15 protein-coding genes and 1 pseudogene are annotated in these 21,255 nt (G+C 41.9%); 12 read left to right on the top strand and 4 right to left on the bottom strand.

Going from position 1 to position 21,255, the window contains the following annotated elements:
• Positions 1-190 precede the first annotated feature (190 nt).
• Entirely contained in the window at positions 191-1,861 is a 1,671-nt protein-coding gene (ilvD, locus tag DCC39_RS03330) for a dihydroxy-acid dehydratase (RefSeq protein ID WP_116553469.1), read from the top strand.
• Between the two features lie 252 nt (positions 1,862-2,113).
• Here the strand turns inward: ilvD and DCC39_RS03325 are convergent, their stop codons facing one another.
• Positions 2,114-3,205, bottom strand: coding sequence for a hypothetical protein (locus tag DCC39_RS03325; protein WP_116553468.1), 1,092 nt, complete (start codon positions 3,203-3,205; stop codon positions 2,114-2,116).
• Between the two features lie 764 nt (positions 3,206-3,969).
• On the opposite strand from DCC39_RS03325, the gene speD reads away from it, so the two are divergent.
• The 6 genes from speD to nspC all read left to right on the top strand — a co-directional run bounded on the left by speD (position 3,970) and on the right by nspC (position 10,560).
• Positions 3,970-4,731 (top strand): adenosylmethionine decarboxylase, encoded by a 762-nt coding sequence (speD, locus tag DCC39_RS03320; protein WP_116553467.1) that lies wholly within the window; start codon positions 3,970-3,972, stop codon positions 4,729-4,731.
• Positions 4,731-6,212: an aminotransferase class I/II-fold pyridoxal phosphate-dependent enzyme gene (locus DCC39_RS03315; RefSeq protein ID WP_116553466.1), complete on the top strand. Its 1,482-nt coding sequence runs from the start codon at positions 4,731-4,733 to the stop codon at positions 6,210-6,212. Before speD ends, DCC39_RS03315 begins: the two co-directional genes overlap by 1 nt.
• A gap of 247 nt (positions 6,213-6,459) precedes the next feature.
• Entirely contained in the window at positions 6,460-7,311 is an 852-nt protein-coding gene (gene speE / locus DCC39_RS03310) for a polyamine aminopropyltransferase (protein WP_116553465.1), read from the top strand.
• Positions 7,301-8,152, top strand: coding sequence for an agmatinase (gene speB / locus DCC39_RS03305; protein WP_116553464.1), 852 nt, complete (start codon positions 7,301-7,303; stop codon positions 8,150-8,152). Before speE ends, speB begins: the two co-directional genes overlap by 11 nt.
• Positions 8,153-8,231: 79 nt before the next feature.
• Positions 8,232-9,431, top strand: coding sequence for a saccharopine dehydrogenase family protein (locus tag DCC39_RS03300; RefSeq protein WP_116553463.1), 1,200 nt, complete (start codon positions 8,232-8,234; stop codon positions 9,429-9,431).
• Position 9,432: 1 nt separating this feature from the next.
• On the top strand, positions 9,433-10,560 hold the full coding sequence (gene nspC, locus DCC39_RS03295) for a carboxynorspermidine decarboxylase (protein ID WP_116553542.1): 1,128 nt from the start codon (positions 9,433-9,435) through the stop codon (positions 10,558-10,560).
• Between the two features lie 213 nt (positions 10,561-10,773).
• Here nspC and DCC39_RS03290 read toward each other — a convergent pair whose 3' ends face one another.
• On the bottom strand, positions 10,774-11,910 hold the full coding sequence (locus DCC39_RS03290) for a hypothetical protein (RefSeq protein ID WP_116553462.1): 1,137 nt from the start codon (positions 11,908-11,910) through the stop codon (positions 10,774-10,776).
• A gap of 412 nt (positions 11,911-12,322) precedes the next feature.
• Here DCC39_RS03290 and DCC39_RS03285 point away from each other — a divergent pair.
• Positions 12,323-12,580 (top strand): annotated as a pseudogene (locus DCC39_RS03285) (sortase); the annotation flags it as partial.
• 194 nt (positions 12,581-12,774) lie between these two features.
• A complete protein-coding gene (locus DCC39_RS03280) occupies positions 12,775-14,145 on the top strand; it encodes an OmpA family protein (RefSeq protein ID WP_116553460.1) in 1,371 nt (456 codons plus the stop codon).
• Positions 14,146-14,320: 175 nt separating this feature from the next.
• Here DCC39_RS03280 and DCC39_RS03275 read toward each other — a convergent pair whose 3' ends face one another.
• Both DCC39_RS03275 and DCC39_RS03270 read right to left on the bottom strand, forming a co-directional pair.
• Positions 14,321-15,793, bottom strand: coding sequence for a protein adenylyltransferase SelO (locus DCC39_RS03275; protein ID WP_116553459.1), 1,473 nt, complete (start codon positions 15,791-15,793; stop codon positions 14,321-14,323).
• Positions 15,794-16,102: 309 nt separating this feature from the next.
• Positions 16,103-17,071, bottom strand: a complete 969-nt coding sequence (locus DCC39_RS03270; protein WP_240613519.1) for an iron-hydroxamate ABC transporter substrate-binding protein — start codon at positions 17,069-17,071, stop codon at positions 16,103-16,105.
• 310 nt (positions 17,072-17,381) lie between these two features.
• Here DCC39_RS03270 and DCC39_RS03265 point away from each other — a divergent pair, with 310 nt between their 5' ends.
• From DCC39_RS03265 to DCC39_RS03255, 3 genes are all read left to right on the top strand, one after another.
• Positions 17,382-19,097, top strand: coding sequence for an ABC transporter ATP-binding protein (locus DCC39_RS03265; protein WP_116553457.1), 1,716 nt, complete (start codon positions 17,382-17,384; stop codon positions 19,095-19,097).
• Between the two features lie 137 nt (positions 19,098-19,234).
• Complete coding sequence (locus DCC39_RS03260; RefSeq protein WP_116553456.1) at positions 19,235-20,089, top strand: AraC family transcriptional regulator; 855 nt, start codon at positions 19,235-19,237, stop codon at positions 20,087-20,089.
• Positions 20,090-20,192: 103 nt separating this feature from the next.
• Positions 20,193-21,197, top strand: coding sequence for an ABC transporter substrate-binding protein (locus tag DCC39_RS03255; protein ID WP_240613518.1), 1,005 nt, complete (start codon positions 20,193-20,195; stop codon positions 21,195-21,197).
• The last annotated feature ends 58 nt before the right edge of the window (positions 21,198-21,255 follow it).

The raw sequence follows: 21,255 nt of genomic DNA, 5'->3' as shown, positions 1-21,255 counted from the left end.
CATTTGGAAGAAAATCCATCGTACAGTTGAGCCTTGTATGTTACACTAACAAGTTTTGCACCAACTAATAATTTGTTTTATCACTCATGAAAAGGACTGAAGTGACTTTCCGTCCTCAGTCCTTTTCTAAAACAGGGATTGCCTCTTTTAAATAAATAAAATAACTTAAAAATAAAAGGTGTGTGTTCAGATGAGAAGTGACATGATTAAAGTCGGAGTTGATCGTGCTCCTCACCGTAGTCTTTTATATGCAACGGGGAAAGTAAAAACAAAAGACTTAGGAAAACCATTTATCGGTGTATGTAACTCTTATATCGATATTATTCCTGGACACGTTCACTTACGTGAGTTTGCGGACGTTGTAAAAGAAGCAATTATTGAAGCTGGTGGTATTCCATTTGAATTCAATACAATTGGTGTTGATGATGGAATTGCAATGGGGCACATTGGTATGCGCTACTCATTGCCAAGCCGTGAACTTATTGCTGACTCTGCTGAGACAGTTATTAATGCCCATTGGTTTGATGGGGTATTTTATATACCAAACTGTGACAAAATCACACCAGGTATGTTAATGGCTGCCGTTCGTACAAACGTTCCTTCAATCTTTGTTTCAGGTGGGCCAATGGAAGCTGGCAAAAGTTCAACTGGTAAACAACTTTCATTAACCTCTGTATTTGAAGGTGTAGGAGCACATAAATCAGGTCAAATGTCTGCAGAAGAATTATTAGATATTGAAAATAACGCATGTCCAACTTGCGGATCTTGTTCAGGTATGTTCACTGCAAACTCCATGAACTGTTTAATGGAAATGTTAGGTTTAGCACTTCCAGGCAACGGGACAATTGTTGCAACAAGTGAACAACGCCATGAACTCATTCGCGAAGCTGCCAAACATTTAGTTCGTATGATTAAAGAAGATATTAAACCACGCGACATTGTTACAAAAGAAGCAATCGACGATGCATTTGCACTTGATATGGCGATGGGTGGTTCAACAAATACTGTTTTACACACTTTAGCGATTGCAAATGAAGCGGGAATCGAGTATAACCTAGAAGATATTAATAAAGTTGCTGCAAGAGTCCCATACATTGCGAAAATTATGCCAGCATCTGATATTTCAATGGATGATGTAAATCGTGCAGGTGGAGTAAGTGCTATTATTAATGAACTTACTAAAATCCCTGGAGCTATTCATCCAGACCGAATGACAGTGGCCGGAAAAACAATGGGTGAACTTGTTAGAGACCACGAAATTACAAATGATCAAGTCATCCGTACAAAAGACAATCCGTACAGCCCTGTTGGTGGATTATCTATATTATATGGAAACCTTGCTCCAGAAGGTTCGGTTATTAAAGTGGGTGCTGTTGACCCATCGATTAAAACATTTGCTGGTGAAGCGATTGTCTTTGATTCACAAGACGAAGCGCAAGCAGCGATTGATAACGGTACAGTAAAAGAAGGGCATGTCGTTGTGATTCGCTATGAAGGGCCAAAAGGTGGGCCAGGCATGCCAGAGATGCTCGCTCCAACTTCTGCCATTATGGGGCGTGGTTTAGGAACGAAAGTAGCGTTGATCACTGATGGACGGTTTAGTGGAGCATCACGAGGTATTTCCATTGGACATATTTCACCGGAAGCTGCTGAAGGTGGGCCGATTGCATTAATCGAAAATGGAGATATAATTGAAATTGATTTACCAAACCGAACAATTAATGTAAAAGTATCGGACGAAATTTTAGAAGAACGCCGTAAATCTTTAAAACCATTTGAACCCAAAATCAAAACGGGATGGTTGGCAAGATATTCAAAACTTGTGACAAACGCTTCAAAAGGCGGTATTATGAGCATATAATTATTAATCATCCCGGGTTCTGATGAAGAAGCTGAAAAAGGAAAGCAGAATCCTAATAAAAACATTGATATATCAACATTTACAGGCTATTTCATTTATGATGAAATAGCCTGTTTTTGCATATGGAATAGGTAGTGAATGTGACATTTGGCTGCCTTTTGTTTAATGAACATATTCAAAAGGCCATGAGTGAATAGTCCGATCAGCTTGGTTCGTTGCAAAACAGCTGATAGCTTTTTCAAAAATACAGTTTCATTCATACCTGTCGATCTCGGACTCATCAATATCACTTGGAATCTCAACAAAGTACGGGACCATACGCCTGTATTCAATCGCTTGTTCCAAATATTCACGTTTATCGATTTCAAATTCTTGCTTTTCCTCTTCTAAATGCTCTGGCAACAACACTCGTTCAGGTTCTTGCCCAGTTGTTTGACAGTACCATTGCCCGTTCTCTTTGTACAAAATCATTTCTTTTGGTGGACTCCAATCCAAGCGATTAAAATAACGGACACCGTTCTCTACATATAAAAACTCTACATCTTCAAACGTCTTTGATCCCTTTTCCCGATAACTGCTTATTCCCTCTGCAATGTAATAGTCCAACTCTCCATACTCCAAATAACGTCCACTTGACAGCATTTCTTCTGATGCTTTTCTTTTCTTCGCCTCTTCGCGTGCTTTCTCTTCTGCCATCATTCGCGCCCGCTCTTCTTGGGTAACACCTAAGTCTATACCTCCGGCCATGGTCACGCGTGTCCAAAATCCAGAGAAAAAAAGGGCGATACCCGGCCATATGAGGGCTACCGCTACCTCTTTACCGAACAAAAATACATAAATACCCATGCCTTTTGTGGAAGCAAAAACCCCTAACAAATGAAATATAAAAAAAGCGCCAAGGATGATGGTTACGATACGGGCTACCATTTTTCGTGTACGAACTGGGATCCACTTGATCCATGCAAATAAAATGAACAACAATTGAATCCATAGAAGATTAATATAGAGCTTTTGGTAAAAAGGTTGATCCACCAGCGCCTGTATCCCATATAAATTGATCGCCACCATTGACCATAAACAAACCGTGAAAGCAAGCAGGTTTGTCTCGAGTCGCTGATAACTTGGGAAGCGGTAAACAATATATGCAGCACCTGCGCTCATCACAAAATAACTTAAACAGAGTAAAACCGCAAACAAACGCCATTTATCATCAATATACACAAAAAAGATATTCGGAATGCTATAAAGATAAACAAACACCCCACCCAAGAGATAATTGATTAAAATTGATCGGTAACTTTCCTTCTCCTCACTTTTATCAGAAAAAGAATCGATGTTTCTCACAGCCGCACCTCAATTCCACGATTTTATTACAAAATAAGAAACCTAGCAGTAAATATAGGGAAGGGGAGCTATCACCTACAATAACGAAACAGGCTAGTAAATTCTTTGCCCCTTCTTTCCCTACCTAATTATAAGGAACTTTTTTCGTTTTAGGACACTAAAATGACAATCAAGGGAAAGATTTCCTCAATAAAGATCTGCAATAACAATTGACAAATGAAATTTAAGCCCATGCAACGTCATTTCATAAAATTAGTGTCATACAATTATTAAAAAAATTTTTATTTCCTATTGAAAAATTCTCTTTTAGCTGATAAAATAACCGAGTTATTATTTTAAGGAAAGCAAATATTCATGAATAAGAGTCTTTCCGAGCAAATAACTTTGACCACTTTCCAAGGGAGAGTCAAGGCCATACGGACAGCCGGGTCAACTGCCGATTGGCAACTTTGTTGCCTTATTGATTGAGTTAAAAGCTCAACTTTTATAAGTTGGTTACTTTATAACCAAAGCGTGCAAACGCTCATCAACTTGTGAAACGGTCAATAAGAGTGGTAAAAGTAAATTATTTGCTATATAGACTCTAAGAAACCTATTCGGGTATATTTGAATATTAAAAAGCTTTCTGCCATAATACCCTTTGGAACTTTATGGCAATGATCTGATTGAATATGCTTTTTTATATTACAAATATATCGATAAGCAAGGGATGCGCGATCAAGCGGCATGCACTTGCTTTTTTATTTTTTGAGGGGGTATGTGATGTGGAGAATAAACTTAAACTTTACGGCTTCAACAATTTAACAAAATCTTTAAGTTTCAATATTTACGATGTCTGTTATGCCAAAACCCCCCGTGAGCAACAGGATTACATCGAATACGTTGATGAACAATACAATTCAGAGCGATTGACTAGTATATTGACTCGGGTTACAGAGATGATCGGTGCACAAGTGTTGAATATCTCCAAGCAGGATTACGATCCACAAGGTGCGAGCGTGACGTGCTTAATTGCCGAAGGCCAATCGCCATCTGCCGACCGTGATACGATTGTGGCACATTTGGACAAAAGCCATGTGACCGTTCATACTTATCCTGAATATCATCCCGACAACAGCCTTGCAACATTTCGGGTAGACATTGATGTTGCAACATGCGGAGAGATTACACCTCTTTATACGCTCGATTATCTTATCCGAAGCTTTGACTCGGATATTATTACAATGGATTATCGAGTACGCGGCTTCACCCGTAATGTCGAAGGAAAAAAACTGTATATGGATCATAAAATGATATCAATTCAGGATTATATTGAACCAAAGATATTGCAACGCTACGATGCGGTCGATCTAAATGTATACCAGGCAAATCTGTTTCATACAAAAATGCTTATTAAGGAAATCGATTTGCAAAATTATTTGTTCAACACTGATGTGTATGAGATATCCCCGGAAAAGAGGCTTGAGATCATGACAAGTCTCCGGCGTGAAATGGTCGAGATATTCAGTGGGGTGGAGGTCTACTGATGAATAAAAAAGAGAAAACGCACTCGCTTTCTCAGGAACGGGCGCCAATCTACGAAGCGTTGGAACAATTCAAGAAAAAACGGATCGTTCCTTTCGATGTGCCAGGCCATAAACGGGGAAGAGGCAATCCAGAACTGACGGCTTTTTTGGGAGAGCAATGTGTCAGCTTAGATGTCAACTCGATGAAGCCGCTGGATAATTTATGCCATCCAACATCTGTCATTAAGGAAGCAGAAAGCTTAGCGGCACAGGCTTTTGGTGCGGCACAAGCTTTCTTTATGGTGAACGGTACAACATCGGCTGTGCAAGGTATGGTACTGACTGCTTGTAAGAAAGGAGACAAAATCATCCTTCCCCGTAATGTTCACCGCAGTGTCATCAATGCGCTTGTACTATGCGGAGCGGAGCCAGTTTATGTGAATCCCGAGATTGACAAAAGACTTGGGATTTCACTCGGGATGTCCATTAAACAAGTCGAAAAAGCCATACTGGAAAACCCGGACGCAAAAGCGATATTAGTGAATAATCCAACGTATTATGGCATTTGTTCGGATTTGCGCAGCATCGTTAAATTGGCGCACAAACATCATATGCTCGTATTGGTTGATGAAGCGCACGGCACACATTTGTCTTTTGAGAAAAGCCTCCCTGTTTCAGCTATGGAAGCAGGCGCAGATATGTCTTCTGTAAGCATGCATAAGTCAGGAGGCAGTTTGACGCAGAGCTCATTTCTTTTAATGGGGCCTTCGGTAAATGCAGGTTATGCAAGGCAAATTATTAATTTGAGCCAAACGACAAGCGGGTCTTATCTTCTGCTTTCCAGCCTTGATCTTTCCCGCCGAAACCTTGCTTTACATGGTGAGCAAATTTTCAGGAAGGTCATCGAATTAGCAGAATACGTGCGCAGTGAAATCAATAAAATTGGTGATTATTATGCTTTTTCAAAAGAACTGGTCAACGGCGACAGTATTTTTGATTTTGATGTAACGAAACTGTCGGTCCATACGCTTGATATCGGTCTCGCCGGGATTGAGGTATATGACCTGTTGCGTGATGAATATGATATCCAAATCGAATTCGGGGATATCGGCAACATTCTTGCTTATGTTTCCGTCGGAGACCGAAAACGGGATGTGGAGCGGTTAATCAGTGCGCTTGCTGAAATCCGCCGCCGCTATCGAAGGGATAAATCTGGCCTTATCACACAAGAATATATCGATCCGGAGGTGCTCACGACGCCGCAATATGCGTTTTATGCAGAAAAGGAATCATTGCCATTACGAGAGGCCGCTGGACGGGTGTGCAGCGAGTTTGTAATGTGCTACCCGCCTGGGATTCCCATTCTTGCGCCGGGAGAACGCATCACGGAGGAAATCATCGATTATATCGAATATGCAAAAGAAAAAGGCTGCTCCATGACAGGGCCTGAAGACCATAACATCGAACGGCTGAATGTTATAATCAATTACGCCTTGGAGTAATTGCGTCCAGATTTTTTTCGAGCTTAGGGCTACAGGATGTAGGTCAGTTCGACGTTGCAACATGACGTTGCGTTTTTAGTCGAACTTCAATTGCTTCAATTAAAAAATCTGTGACATCCGCCGGAGGCTTTAATTTTATTCAGCCAGGATTTGAACCCCGCTGAATTGTAAAAATATTTATCGTCCATCCCGCCACTTATCGAAGCGGAGGACTTCAGCTGAATAAAATTAAAAGGAGAATGTAAACATGGAATTGTGGTTTAGTGAACGCCATACACCTCATGTAAAGCTTTCAATCAGAGTGGAAAAGCAACTATACAGCGCCCAAAGTGAATACCAACGCATCGATGTATTTGAATCGAAAGAATTTGGGCGCTTCCTGACGCTTGACGGCTACCTGATGCTTACCGAAAAGGATGAATTCATCTACCACGAAATGATTACCCATGTCCCGATGGCTGTGCACCCGAATCCGCAAAATATTCTCGTTATCGGTGCAGGAGACGGAGGCGCCGTCCGTGAACTGGTACGTTACCAGCAAGTAGAGCATATTGACTTGGTGGAAATTGATGGGCTGGTGATTGATGTGTGCAAAACATATTTGCCGCAGATCGCTTCAGGCTTTGATGAGCCCCGGGTGCACATCCATTTAGAGGACGGCGTCAAATTCGTTCGCTCTTGTGAAAATAAGTATGATCTTATCATTGTTGATTCAACCGATCCGTTCGGCCCGGGAGAAGGCTTATTTACAAAGGAATTTTACGGGAGCTGCTATAAAGCGCTTCGTGAAGACGGCATTATGGTGAACCAGCATGAAAGTCCTTTTTATGTTGGGGATGCAACGGCGATGCAGCGGGCGCACAAACGAATTGTAGACTCTTTTCCAATCAGCTATGTTTACCAAGCGCATATTCCAACCTATCCGTCAGGACATTGGCTGTTTGGATTTGCATCGAAAGCGTATCATCCAATCTCCGATTTAAACATGGAAGCATGGAATGAGCTCGGAATCAAAACGCGTTATTATAACACGAAGCTGCATGCAGGCGCTTTTTCCTTGCCTACTTATGTAGAGGAGTTGCTGAAAGATGCTGAATAAAAACATCCAAACATTCATTGGCTGTGAAGCGGAATATGAGGAAGCAAAGATTGTCTTGTTTGGAGCTCCTTTTGATGGGACGACCTCTTTTCGTCCAGGTACACGCTTTGGTCCTTCGGCGATTCGTTCGGAATCATTTGGGCTCGAAACGTACAGCCCTTACCAAAATAAAGATTTGATGGATCTTTCGGTTTTTGACAGTGGCGATCTTGAGCTGTGCTTTGGTAACGCGGTGCGGGTACTGAATGAAATTCAAAAGCGGACAAACAAGATTTTAGAAGATGGAAAGCTGCCTTTTATGATCGGTGGTGAGCATCTCGTTACGCTTGGAGCGGTCCGGGCTGTCGCCGAAAAGCATCCGGATTTGCACATCATCCAATTCGATGCTCATACCGATTTGCGTGAAGATTATCTCGGTGAAACACTGTCCCATGCATCTGTGATCCGCCGTTGCCATGACATTCTTGGGGACGGGCGCATCTTTCAGTTTGGCATCCGTTCAGGCGATCGCTCTGAATTCGAATGGAGTGCAGAAGGCCATGTCTTCACGAATAAATTCAATTTTGAAGGACTGCAAAACATCGTAAACGAAATTGGGGACAAACCGGTATATCTTACTGTGGACCTTGATGTACTTGATCCATCAGTATTTCCTGGAACAGGTACACCTGAAGCAGGCGGCGTCACATTTATACAGCTGCTTGATGCAATTTTAACAGTATGCAATGGCTTAAATATCGCAGGGTGTGACATCAATGAACTTTCACCTGCATATGATCCTAGCGGCATTTCGACTGCGACTGCCTGTAAGGTAATTAGAGAATTACTTTTAGCTTTATAGTTTATAAATTGAACAGAGTGGGGACTTCTGCTGAATGAAGTTACAATCTTTTGTTCCCTATGGGAGAGGAGAGAGGAAAATGGGAAAAGCACTTATTATTGGTTGTGGTGGTGTGGCTTCAGTAGCCATTCATAAATGTGTACAAAACAGTGAGGTATTTGAAGAAATCTGTATCGCAAGCCGGACAAAATCAAAATGCGATGACTTGAAAGCAAAACTTGACGGTGGAAAAACAATAATCACAACAGCGCAAGTGGATGCAAATCATGTAGACGAACTGATTGCTCTAATTAATGAAGTACAGCCTGACATCGTCATGAACCTTGCGTTGCCCTATCAGGATCTTCCAATTATGGATGCTTGTCTTGCGACAAAGACAAACTATTTGGACACAGCGAACTACGAGCCAGAGGATACGGCAAAATTTGAATACAAATGGCAATGGGCTTACCGCGAACGTTTTGAAGAAGCAGGCATTACAGCGCTTCTGGGGAGCGGTTTCGATCCTGGCGTTACAGGTGTATTTTCCGCTTATGCGCTGAAGCACCATTTTGATGAAATCGAATATATCGATATCCTTGATTGCAACGCAGGGGATCACGGCTATCCTTTCGCAACGAATTTTAACCCTGAAATTAATATCCGCGAGGTTTCAGCAAACGGCAGGTACTGGAAGGAAGGGGAATGGATCGAAACAAAACCGATGGAAATTAAACGCGTCTACCATTTCCCTGAAATCGGTGAAAGAGATATGTATTTGCTCTACCATGAAGAACTTGAATCACTAGCTGTAAATATTCCCGGCTTAAAGCAAATTCGCTTTTTCATGACATTTGGAGAAAGCTATTTAACCCACCTAAAATGTCTCGAAAACGTTGGCATGACATCCATTGAACCGATTATGTTTGAAGGAAAAGAAATTATCCCCCTTCAATTTCTAAAAGCGGTCTTGCCTGATCCTGCTTCTCTTGGGCCGCGTACAAAAGGGAAAACGAATATCGGGTGCATCTTTCGCGGCAAAAAAGACGGAAAAGAAAAAACGTATTATCTGTACAACGTGTGCGACCATGAAGAGTGCTACAAAGAAGTAGGCTCACAGGCCGTTTCCTATACGACAGGTGTTCCTGCGATGATTGGTGCCGTGATGTTGATGACAGGAAAATGGAATAAGCCCGGCGTTTATAATATTGAGGAGTTTGACCCAGATCCGTTCATGGAAGCATTGAACAAATGGGGGCTTCCTTGGAAAGAAAGCTTTCATCCGGAGCTTGTTGACTGATATGCGGTTTGAAGAGTTGCCAACACCTTGCTATGTCATCGATGAAGCTCTTCTTGAGAGGAACCTTAAAATCCTGAACGGTGTCATGGAACGTACAGGCTGCAGAATTCTTCTCGCACAAAAGGCCTTTTCCATGTATGCGATGTACCCCATGATCGGAAAGTATTTGAGCGGGACAGCAGCCAGCGGGTTATATGAAGCTAAGCTAGGCTATGAGGAGATGGGGAAAGAAAACCATGTCTATTCTCCTGCTTACCGTAAGGATGAAATCGACGAAATACTCTCGATTTGTGATCATATCATTTTCAACTCCTTTTCACAGCTTGAGAGATTCAAAGATAACATACGGAAAGCAGGTAAAAACATAGGGCTTCGCATCAATCCAGAATGTTCCACGCAAGAAGGGAACGGCATGTATGACCCGTGTGTTGCCGGCTCAAGGTTCGGCGTCACGTTAAAAAACTTTCGCCCCGACTTGCTTGAAGGTGTCTCAGGCCTGCATTTTCATACACTATGCGAGCAGAATGCCGACGCATTGGAAAAAACGCTTGATGCCGTGGAAGAAAAGTTTGGACAGTGGCTCCCGCAGTTTGAATGGATCAACTTCGGCGGAGGACATCATATTACGAAAGAAGGATATGATCTCGGATTGCTGGAAAAATGCATCAAGCGTATGCAGCAAAAATACGGTTTGCTGGTTTATCTTGAGCCGGGGGAAGCTGTCGCTTTAAATGCGGGCTTTCTCGTTACAACGGTGCTTGAAACGATGGAAAATGAAATAGACATTGCGATTTTGGATACGTCTGCTACATGCCATATGCCTGATGTGTTGGAGGTGCCTTATCGGCCGCCGCTCTTTGGTTCAGGTGAAGCAGGTGAAAAAACACATACGTATCGGCTAGGTGGCCCGACATGCCTCACGGGCGATATTATCGGCGATTATTCATTTGATCAGCCATTGGAGAGCGGCGACCGATTAGTCTTCGGTGATATGGCCATCTACTCAATGGTGAAAAACAACACCTTTAACGGCATGGCATTGCCATCGATTGCGATTAGAGATAAGCATGGCGAATGCCGTATTTTGCATAAATTCGGCTATCAGGATTTTAAGGATCGATTGTCATAGGGCAGTAAGAGAACGCGTACAATTGAATGCGGAACGAATGCAGAAAGCCCATCATCACGGTACTGCACCCCCAAAATTAGAGTAAAAAATCTAACTTTTAGGGGTTACTACCTTAGAGGGCTTTCTTTTTTATTAACAATAATAACTTCATTCCTTCATACATCACACAATTCTTCTGCGGTTTTTGGGACTTTCGGGACAGCTTCTATTCATCTAGTTTTTATCTTCTAGTTTTTCTATTAATTTATTTAACTCTTTTTCATTTTCCGTAAATGCCGGCTTTTCATTTATTGCATCAAAAACAGTTTTCGTTGCAAACGCTCGATCGTCGCTCATTGCTGAATCGATGATTGTGTAGATATCTTCAGTAGCAATCGTTTTATCGTTGGATGCGGTTACTACAAGTTCATAATAATACTCGCCATCTGACCAATAGAAATAACGATCGTCCTCCCCGTTGTCTGAATACTCAATGACGCTATATCCACCAGGTGTTTTTTCCTCACCTACCTCTTCATACAGGTCATCATTCACCCATAAACTTTCCTTATCTTGGATTGAGTATGAAATCTGATCTCTGTCGCCAGTTAGATAGGTAATGCCAATATGGGAACCTATACTTCCCTCCTCAACTCCTATGCCGGCAGCATAGATATCTGAACGCTTTTTATTTATTTTTGGAAATTTAAGTTTGTCTATATCCAGTGAAAACATATGATAAAAAGGATCGTAAGCACCTTCTTCTTCTGTTTTCATTGATTTGCCCATAAGCTTCATCATCTCATTTGTATATCCTTGATTCGAATCTTCGGCAGTAACGATATAACTTGCACCGTTTTTATCTTCACCGGTAATGTAGTAAGTATCTCCGCCGCTTGTAGACTCATTAGCGCCATACAATGCATCCAAAGAGTTGTGATCAAGTTTTTCTCCGTTAGAGGTATCGATATGCCCATTATCGGATGTTAGATTAGTAGTTCCACCTTCAAAGAAAATGGAAGAAATGAGATGAGGGTACATGTAGCTTGCTGCATATGAGAATTCATCGTCCAAAGGATAATAACCCACATTTACTCGACTACTTCGATAATCATCTGTAATGAAGCTTAATTTTAACACGTCTCTTTGCCGATTCATTGCTTCTTCCAGCATTGCTCGTTCATCTAATGGATTATTTTCATCGACAAGCGGTGCAGAGTTATCTTTTTCTTTAGTTTCTTTTCCTTCTTTTTCGCTGTTTTCTGCTTGTGCTGATGATTCTTTGGATGTAGTTGATTCCTTCGACTCATTACTACATCCAATAACTAGCAATGCAGGGATAAGCAAGATTACTAACCATAACTTTTTCATATGTTGTATCGCTCCAATTTGAGTTTTTCTTGCCATGAAATAGCTGTAGACTTGAATAAGTTGTTATTATATATGCAATAAATGATTCGTACAAGGGGATTAAGGACTTGTTATTGGTTCTGTAATTTGTACAAAATTAGAAAACATCATTTCAAAAAATGAATAGTTAGACTTACACATTTTTAATTTTCATCTCTTTTTTTAAAAAAATGGGGATATAGTATGAAAAAAATATTCAAATAACACTTATTTTTGTAACAAATGTCTTAAATTCAGCTGATGGAAAATCAAGATTAGGATTTTGGGGATAGAGGAGCTGTGGCAAACTTCTTTTTGCACGTTTGACCTAAGATTAAACATAGTATTTACTAAATAATGGTGCTTCACACTACAGTTTTAGCTGGTTTTTTAAGGTGTCGGCATGTATGTGAGCCAATTGGCGGACACTCCGAATCCTGAAGGTGGCCATACGGTTTTAAGTGGCCATCGCGATACTGTTTTCAGAAAGCTTGGAGAACTAGAAAATGGTGATGCTTTCACAGTTCAGTATGACGATAAAGAGTACCGTTATTCAATCAAAAAAATAGGGATTGCCGATCCTGAAGATCGGACAGTAACCGTAGAGAAAGATAAGCCGACGTTGACATTAACAACATGCTATCCGTTTTAATATGCCGGTCCCGTATCGGAAAGATATGGAGTCCAAGCTGAGTATGAATCGTCTTATTAAAAATTGAACGTGATAATGAAGTGCAGTTCGTATTCCTCAATTCAGAAAAAAACTACACTATTTTCCGATTGCCCAAAAATTTTTTACCAAAAAAAGAACCCCTACTATGTTTTTTGCCCTAAGGAGGATGAAAAATGCGGAATGATTTGGGAGTTACTTTTATTTTCCTGATAGGCTGTGCACTTGTACTGACGGGATGCTTGGCTGTCAAGGATGAACCCGGTTCAGAAGATGCCGCTGCCTCGGGTCAGGAATTAGAAAATGAGTTATCTGAAGAAGCGAGTGGTAAAGACAGCGGCAGCTCAGGATCTGATCTGGGCAACTTAGAAGTGTGGATTGGGGGCGAGGTAACGGTTACAGAAGATAAGATTACCATTAAAGGCGAAAGCAATCTATTGCCCGGTACGTCCATAGATTCAAGCGGTGTTAACGATGTCGGATTTGCCTCGACTAATTTTATAGACAGCACGACCGTTAAAGATGATGGCTCGTTTTATTTTGAATTCCCGGGGCGTGAGTCTAGCATTGCGGTTGATCTGAAACTGTCCAACAGAAACGAAGAAACTAAAGAGCATTACGGGGAAAATCTAGAGAAAGTGACTGGTCCCCAAGTGTACAGGACGAAAGAACATGGGAAGTATGAGGTGAAAGCGGATTTTATCATTGACACTGACAAAGAAATGCCTTACACATTTTCCATTGAAACACCGGAGTGGGGCGAGGTGCCTGACGATTATGGCGATCCTCACGTATGGATGGAAGCGGATGTAACGAGCGATCACAATTATTTGTATTTTCACGGGAAAAGCAATCTCCTTGAAGGGTCACAAATCGGTGGAAACTTAAGGCAAGCGTCGGGTGGTATTGTGCCATTCTCTTATGATTTCACTCAAGTTAATCCAGATGGTTCTTTTGAACTGCGTGTTCGTTACACTAATTTGAGGGATGGCATGTATATGCCGATTACATATGAGCCTGACAGTAACTCTTGGGAAGATGTAGTCGCTGCATACGGGGAAGAGGGAGAGAAATTAGAGGGTGACCTTGTGCATAAGAACGATGATGGAAAGCAATATGCGGAACTTCAAGTGATGTTGGATGCACCGGATTTGAATCCTCCAGAAGAAGTGGGCATGACTGTGGAAGAAGAAGAAATCAAGATGCAAGTGCCGGATGATTTGCTGTTCGATTTTGATGAGAGTGCTTTGAAAAAAGAAGCGAAAGACACTCTAGATGATATTCTAAAAGATCTAGCGGATTTAGAGAAGGGTACGGTCATCCACATTAATGGGCACACGGACAATGTTGGTGATCCTGAATATAATAAGAAACTGTCTGAAAAGCGTGCCAGGGCAGTATGGGATTATATGAAAAAGGATGGCGAGATAGACGGATTGGATGTTCATATTCAAGGGTATGGCGACACGAAACCGATAGCATCGAATGAAAAAGAGGAAGGCAGGAGTAAAAATCGGCGCGTGGAAATTGTGATCAACCCGCAGTAAAATGTTTATAAGTCAATACCACCCAACATGGAAGTGAACCTAAAAAGCTAGACAAATAATTTAGGCAACTATTGAGGATTGAACTCTGTATTGGACAGGGTTCAATCCTTGAAATTACTTGGATTAACGGAACTAAATAAGGGCAGACAAAGCAAAACCTGCCGATTCCCATTACTCATGTGCCGCAATAAGTGCGGTACGGATAGGAGGAAGGTTTAGGCGGTGCAGCATATTCCTCTTGCTCAAGCGAGTATGCGTAAGGGTTCGCGAGAGCTTTAAGAAGCCGTTCCATCACACCGTAATCGTCCTGTTCCACTGCAGCTTCCAACGCTTCCTCTACCCGGTGGTTCCGAGGGATGACAGCCGGGTTGCTTTTTTTCATTAATTCTTGGGCATCGGCCTTTGTTTTCTGCTGCCTGTCAAGTCTTTCCTGCCATTTCTTATACCAGCCTTGAAATGCTGCGCTTGAGAATAGGGAAGCATTTGCATCAAGTTTTTCAAGCGCCAGCGCCCGGAATGTATTTGTAAAATCAGCTTTATGCTTCTCCATTAAACCGAGCAGCTCTTTAATGAATGCTTCATCCTGTTCCTCTTCGCCAAACAGCCCCAGCTTTTTCTTGAAGCCTGCTTGCATATGGTTGTCGAATTTGTCTGCATAATCGGAAAGGGCCTCCTGCGCCAGCTTGATTGCCTCGTCTTGCTCGTCATGCAATAAAGGCAATAACGTTTCCGCAAACCGTGCGAGGTTCCACTGGCCAATTCCGGGCTGATTGCCATAAGCATAGCGGCCTTGGACATCAATGGAGCTGAATACCGTTGCCGGGTCGTACGTGTCCATAAAGGCGCATGGCCCGTAATCGATCGTTTCACCACTAATCGCCATGTTATCTGTATTCATCACGCCGTGAATAAAACCGACCAATTGCCATTTGGAAATTAACTCAGCTTGGCGTTCAATGACACGATAAAGCAGCAAAAGGTATTTGTCTTCTGCTGTTTCAATGTCTGGAAAATGGCGATTGATCGCATAATCAGCTAATTTTTGAAGTTCATCTTCTTTGCCCCATTGAGCTGCGTATTCAAAAGTCCCGACGCGCAGATGGCTTGCTGCTACGCGAGTTAAAATAGCACCAGGCAGTTTCGTTTCTCGGATGATCTCTTCCCCTGTCGTTACGACTGCCAGGCTTCGGGTCGTAGGAATTCCAAGCGCATGCATAGCCTCGCTAATAATATACTCCCTTAGCATCGGGCCCAGTGCTGCCCGTCCATCGCCTCCCCGCGAAAACGGCGTTTTTCCGGCTCCCTTTAGCTGAATATCAAATCGTTCGCCAGAAGGAGTAATCTGTTCGCCTAATAATATCGCCCGTCCGTCTCCTAACATTGTGAAATTTCCAAATTGATGCCCCGCATAAGCTTGTGCAAGAGGGGAAGAACCGTCCGGAATCTCGTTCCCGGCAAACACCGCTGCACCATCTGCCCTTTCAAGCGCTTGAACGTTTAATCCCAATGATTTTGCCAAAGGTTTATTTAGGACTTTTAACTTTGGCGAAGTCACTGGGTTCGGCCTTTGGCTGACAAAAAAAGTTTTAGGTAGCCTGATATAACTGTTATCAAAATTCCAGCCTGCTTCCGACATGTTCTTATTCATAGCATCTCCTTCTTCCTTTTTTAATTATTCTCTTTGCTTTTATGTTAACCCGCCGTTAGTGTCTTCCTTAAGGGGCTTTTTTATTACTTTCATTATAGGGTATGTTTGGGCAAGGAGCATCTGAATCGGGAATATGGTTTTGGACGCGAGAAAAGCAACGAACCATCCCGGCCCTCTGAGAAATTTATTTGAACATTTCGGTGATTAGAATGAAATGGATGGTTTTTAACTGTTACATAGAATGGGAGAAGTACTTTCATACACAGAGGGCTAAGGAGCATTTCGAAAGCTATATTTTCTGCAAGTTTATTACTTTGTTATACACTTTACTACCTCATTTATAATTTGACTATTGGCGATGGCGCCTGTGTATAGCCAGCTAGTATTTTGATCGAATTCAAAAACATTTCCGTTTTTTACTGCAGGTATGTTTGCCCAAAGGGGATCCTTTAGCATTTCTGAACCATTCCCTTTATCGCTATTAATAAGAAATAGATAATCAGCATCAAGTTCTGCCAGCTTTTCCAGAGAAACGGATGACCAATCACTTGTTGCCGATTCCGAAACCTCTTTTACTAGGTTAGGGGCTTGTAGTCCGAGATCGCCATATAGTACAGAGCCACTAGATGCTGTTTCGCTTACCATAAAGATAGAACCATTCGTGATCCAAATTGCTGCGGCGGATTGTTTACCTACTGTACTTTTAATTTTCTCTTTCGCTTCTTTTACTTGTTGATCGTACTCTTTCAAGACTTCGTTTGCTTTATCCGTTTGGCCAAATATTTCTCCTATTTTTAGGAGTTTGTCTCGCCAGTTCTTTTCTTCATTGCCTAAAACATATGTCGGTGCAATTTTGTTGTATTGCTCGTATTTGCCCCCTTCAACAGTTTCGGGTGAACCGATAAGAATAAGGTCGGGGTTAAAGCTAGTGACTGCTTCGAATGGAAGATCGAATGGGATCGTCGGGATGTCCTTCAATGAATCTTGTAAGTATGTTTGGATGGATGCCCCATCGTTTACTGACCATTGTGCAACAGGTGTGATTCCTAATGCGACAAGATGATCTTCTAAATAGGGTGCGATGACGCGCTCAGGCTTTTCGGGAATGGTTACTTCATTCCCCAGTGAATCAATTAATACACGTTCTTCAGCGATTTCTTTTGGTTCAGACTTATTAACATTTGAGGTGCTTTGTTGTTCATTTCCACATGCAACCAAAAATATAGAAATAAATAGCATACTATAAAAAATAAAATTATTTTTTATACATGTTATCAATGGATCTTCCTCCCGCAATGTGATTTTGCTGTTGTGTGATAGCAACATGATTTATTTCATTATGCTAGTTTATTATACTGAAAATGAAATTCATTATCAATTACAGATTTGAAAATAGCAAGATTTTTTATTTCCCATTGATAAAGGAAGCGTTGTGTACTAAAATGATAATGATTATCATTATCTTTTGCTATAAAATAAGATAGTATAAATTGGCAATTCGCTAATTTAAACCAATCTCACCTCCAAGAAAGAGGCGTCAGCGTTTTTCTTATAAAATATGTAGTGTTTAACAGGAGTGCGATGTTCTTTGATAAAGCAATTTTTATCTTATTACCGTCCTTATAAAGCTCTCTTTTTCTTAGATTTTTCTTGTGCCATCATCGCTGCCCTCTTGGAGCTTGTTTTTCCGTTGGCAGTGAATCGAGTAGTGGATGACTTGCTGCCGTCCGGCAATTGGACATATATTTTATGGGCTTGTCTCGGGCTGTTTGCAATTTACATTATCAGTTCGATTCTTCACTATGTTGTGACCTACTGGGGGCATAAGTTGGGGATAAATATTGAAACAGATATGCGCAGAAAGCTTTTTGTCCATATTCAAAAGCAACCCTTTCGTTTTTTTGATAATAACAAAACAGGTCATTTAGTATCTCGTATGACGAATGATTTAATGGATATTGGAGAAGTTGCACACCATGGTCCGGAGGATTTGTTCATCGCACTTATGACATTAACGGGTGCATTTGGTTTAATGCTCACGATTAACGTTAAATTAGCCATCCTCACGTTTATTATTGTGCCATTTATTATCTTTCTCGCTCTCTATTTCAGCCGGAAAATGTCTCGGGCATTTGACCGGATGTTTGCTGAAATTGCGGACTTCAATGCGCGTGTCGAAAATAACGTCAGCGGTATGCGCGTTGTTCAAGCTTTTGCAAATGAAAAGCATGAAATTGATCAATTTATCGAAAATAACGCACGTTTTCGTCGTGCAAAGTTAAAGGCATATCGTTTCATGGCTTGGAATTTATCGATTAGCCATATTCTTATGAAAGCCGTATCCATTTTCGTTTTATTATGTGGAACGTGGTTTGTTATTCAAAACCATATGACATATGGAGAGTTTATCGCTTTTGTTCTTCTTTCGAATGTTTTTCTCGGTCCGATTCAGAAGATCAATGCAGTGATCGAAATGTATCCGAAAGGAATTGCTGGCTTTAGGCGTTATTTAGATTTGCTTGAAACCGAGCCGGAAATCGCAGATGCTCCAGATGCGGCAGAGATGCAGCATTTGGAGGGAAATATCGAATACCGCAATGTATCTTTCGGTTATGAGGGGAAGGAGAAGGTGTTGGAGAAGATTAATTTATCGATTCGTGCCGGTGAAACAGTGGCTCTCGTTGGCCCTTCAGGTGCGGGAAAAACGACAATTTGCAGCTTATTGCCTCGATTTTATGAGATCGATAAAGGAGAGATCATGATCGATGGAATCGACATAAGGAGCATGACATTGGAATCTCTTCGTTCACATATTGGGCTTGTCCAGCAGGATGTTTTCCTATTTGATGGGACGGTTCGTGAAAATATTGCCTATGGCAAGTTGGATGCGACAGAAGCAGAAATTTGGGAAGCGGCAAGAAAAGCACAGCTTGAAGACATTATCCTCTCCTTGCCAGAGGGCCTCGATACAATGATTGGAGAAAGAGGAGTCAAGTTATCAGGAGGACAAAAGCAGCGTCTATCGATTGCGCGTATGTTTCTGAAAAACCCATCCATTCTCATTTTGGATGAAGCGACATCCGCACTTGATACGGAAACAGAGGCTGCGATTCAACAATCCTTATCAGATTTATCACAGGGACGTACAACACTTGTGATTGCCCATCGTCTAGCGACGATTAAACATGCCGATCGTATTCTCGTTGTCACAGAAGAAGGAATTGTAGAACAAGGAAATCATAAAGAATTACTGATGATGAGAGGTGCTTATAGCAGACTTCACGAGGCGCAATTCGGTTTCTGACAACGTTGAGCCAAAATTGCAATGGAAATCTTAGGCTAAATGCAGCAAAAAGTTCCGGGCAAAGGATATTAAGGAGAAAGAGGGGTAGATGGTCTATCAGTTATTGAATACCTCATATCGTGAAGGGGTCCGATCGAATGAAGAGAAGAAATGACGAGGTTTCTTCCTGCGAAGCATTGGCGTCCGCGTTTGCAAGAGTGCCGTTACATATTTATGGTGCTTATCGTACAAAGTTGGAAGCCAATCATTTATATTGTGGTCACGTCGATCAACCGACGACCAAATGTGGCATTGTGTGTGGCTTAAAAGGGCAAGCCGAATTTATATTTGATGCAAGGGAGCGGTATCAGCTAGAACCTGGCAAGATACTTCTAGGCGGATTGCATAAGCAGTTAGAAGTTTGTACAGGAGGCAATGGTTTTGAATATTATCTTGTTCACTATTTGCCCGTCTCCTCTGAATTGGAGGAGGTGCGGCGTTTGACAAAGGTGTCGATTCTCCATATTGCCCTTGATCCAGAATTGCTGCAGTTGCACGAGGATTTACTTCGGGCGTCTTCTTCACCAGGAAGCTTGGAATTGCTGAAGAAGAAGATGTTGTTCTACCGGCTGCTGAACAAGCTTATTCAGTCCGCACGCCATCAGCAAAACAAGGAGACTGATACTCTCATTGATGAGACAATTCAGTACATTCAGACACACTATGCGGAGCCGTTAACATTGAATATGCTGGCAGAGCGTTACCAGGTGAAAGCGAAATACTTCTCCTATCTGTTTCATAAATATGTAGGAATCGGTCCGATTGATTTTTTGATCCAGTACCGAATGAATAAGGCGTACGAACTGCTAATCACAGGACAATTCCCGGTGTCCTCCGTTGCCAAAAGCGTCGGTTATTCAGATGCCTATTACTTCAGCCGATTGTTTAAAAAGCATAAAGGTTTGCCGCCGAGCAAGGTTGGCTTGTATCGAAAGCGAAATAATCCATCTTAAGTTCGGGAATATCTCTATTTTCATCAAATTGATAGGATGATAAAGTTTTATATGATAATGAGAATCGTTATCATATAAAAGGGTTTGAGAAAGGATGTATAACATGAGTAAACGCATAAAGTCCATGGTTTTACTAACCATGTGCTTATGTTTCGCTCTGCTGGTTAGCGCGTGTGCTAATGCAGAAAATAAAGGTTCGACTGGGGGACAAAAGGAAGCAAACGAAAGTAATAAAAATGCTCAGAACGGACAATTTCCACGGACAATCAATGCGGCTAATGGGGAAATTACAATCGAGGAGGAGCCAAAGAAAATTGCGGTCGTTCATTGGGGGTATACCGATTCTCTCCTGTTATTTGATCTAAAATCCGTCGCAGTGGCTCTCCCGTTTACCGAGAAGCAATCTGTGTTAGGTACAGAAAGCTATAAACCATACGTAGACAAGCTAGATGAATTGGTGGTCGTAGGAGAGAATTCAACAGTAAATTTAGAGGCGCTTCTTGCCTATGAGCCTGATTTAATCATTGCTGGCAATAGCATCAATGAGGACATCGAAGAGGATCTGTCGCGAATCGCTACGACAATTGTCATTGATGAGGAAGAAACGAACGTTTGGGAAGATTGGCAGCCGCTCGTGATCAAATTTGGCGAGATTCTGGGGCAAGAGGACGTAGCGGAGAGCTATATTTCCGAATACCGCAGCCGCGTGAAGGATGCCAAGGAGAAACTGGCTCACTTGGAAGGTACGGTAGCATTCGTGCAAGTGAGGGAAAAGGAGGTATGGTTGCAAGGCACGGACTATTTGAAACAATACTATGATGGTCTTGGGCTCAAGGCACCGGATGCGGCCACGATGAAAGAGGGAGAGCAGATTAGTTTAGAGGGTTTAACTACACTGGATCCTGATCATCTGTTTTTGGGCTATTTCAATTATAGTGATAAGTCCATCCCTGCCTTAACAGACGAATGGGAGGACAGCGAGGTTTGGCGCAGGTTGAAAGCCGTTCAGAATGATCACGTTTATCCGATTAACGGGGAGCTTGCTCTCGGCTATGGGCCGATTGGCAATTCGTACGGCATACAGGCAATTCTTGAAGCTTTGGAATAAAACTCCTGCAGCAGTGAAATTATAGAGCGCCAATCACTTTGAAGCTCATATGCTTCAT

Origin of the sequence: Pueribacillus theae, from assembly GCF_003097615.1 — a bacterium.
Lineage (GTDB): Bacteria > Bacillota > Bacilli > Bacillales > UBA6769 > Pueribacillus > Pueribacillus theae.
The sequence above is the reverse complement of the archived record's forward strand: the minus strand, read 5'-3'. Positions and strand labels throughout refer to the sequence as shown.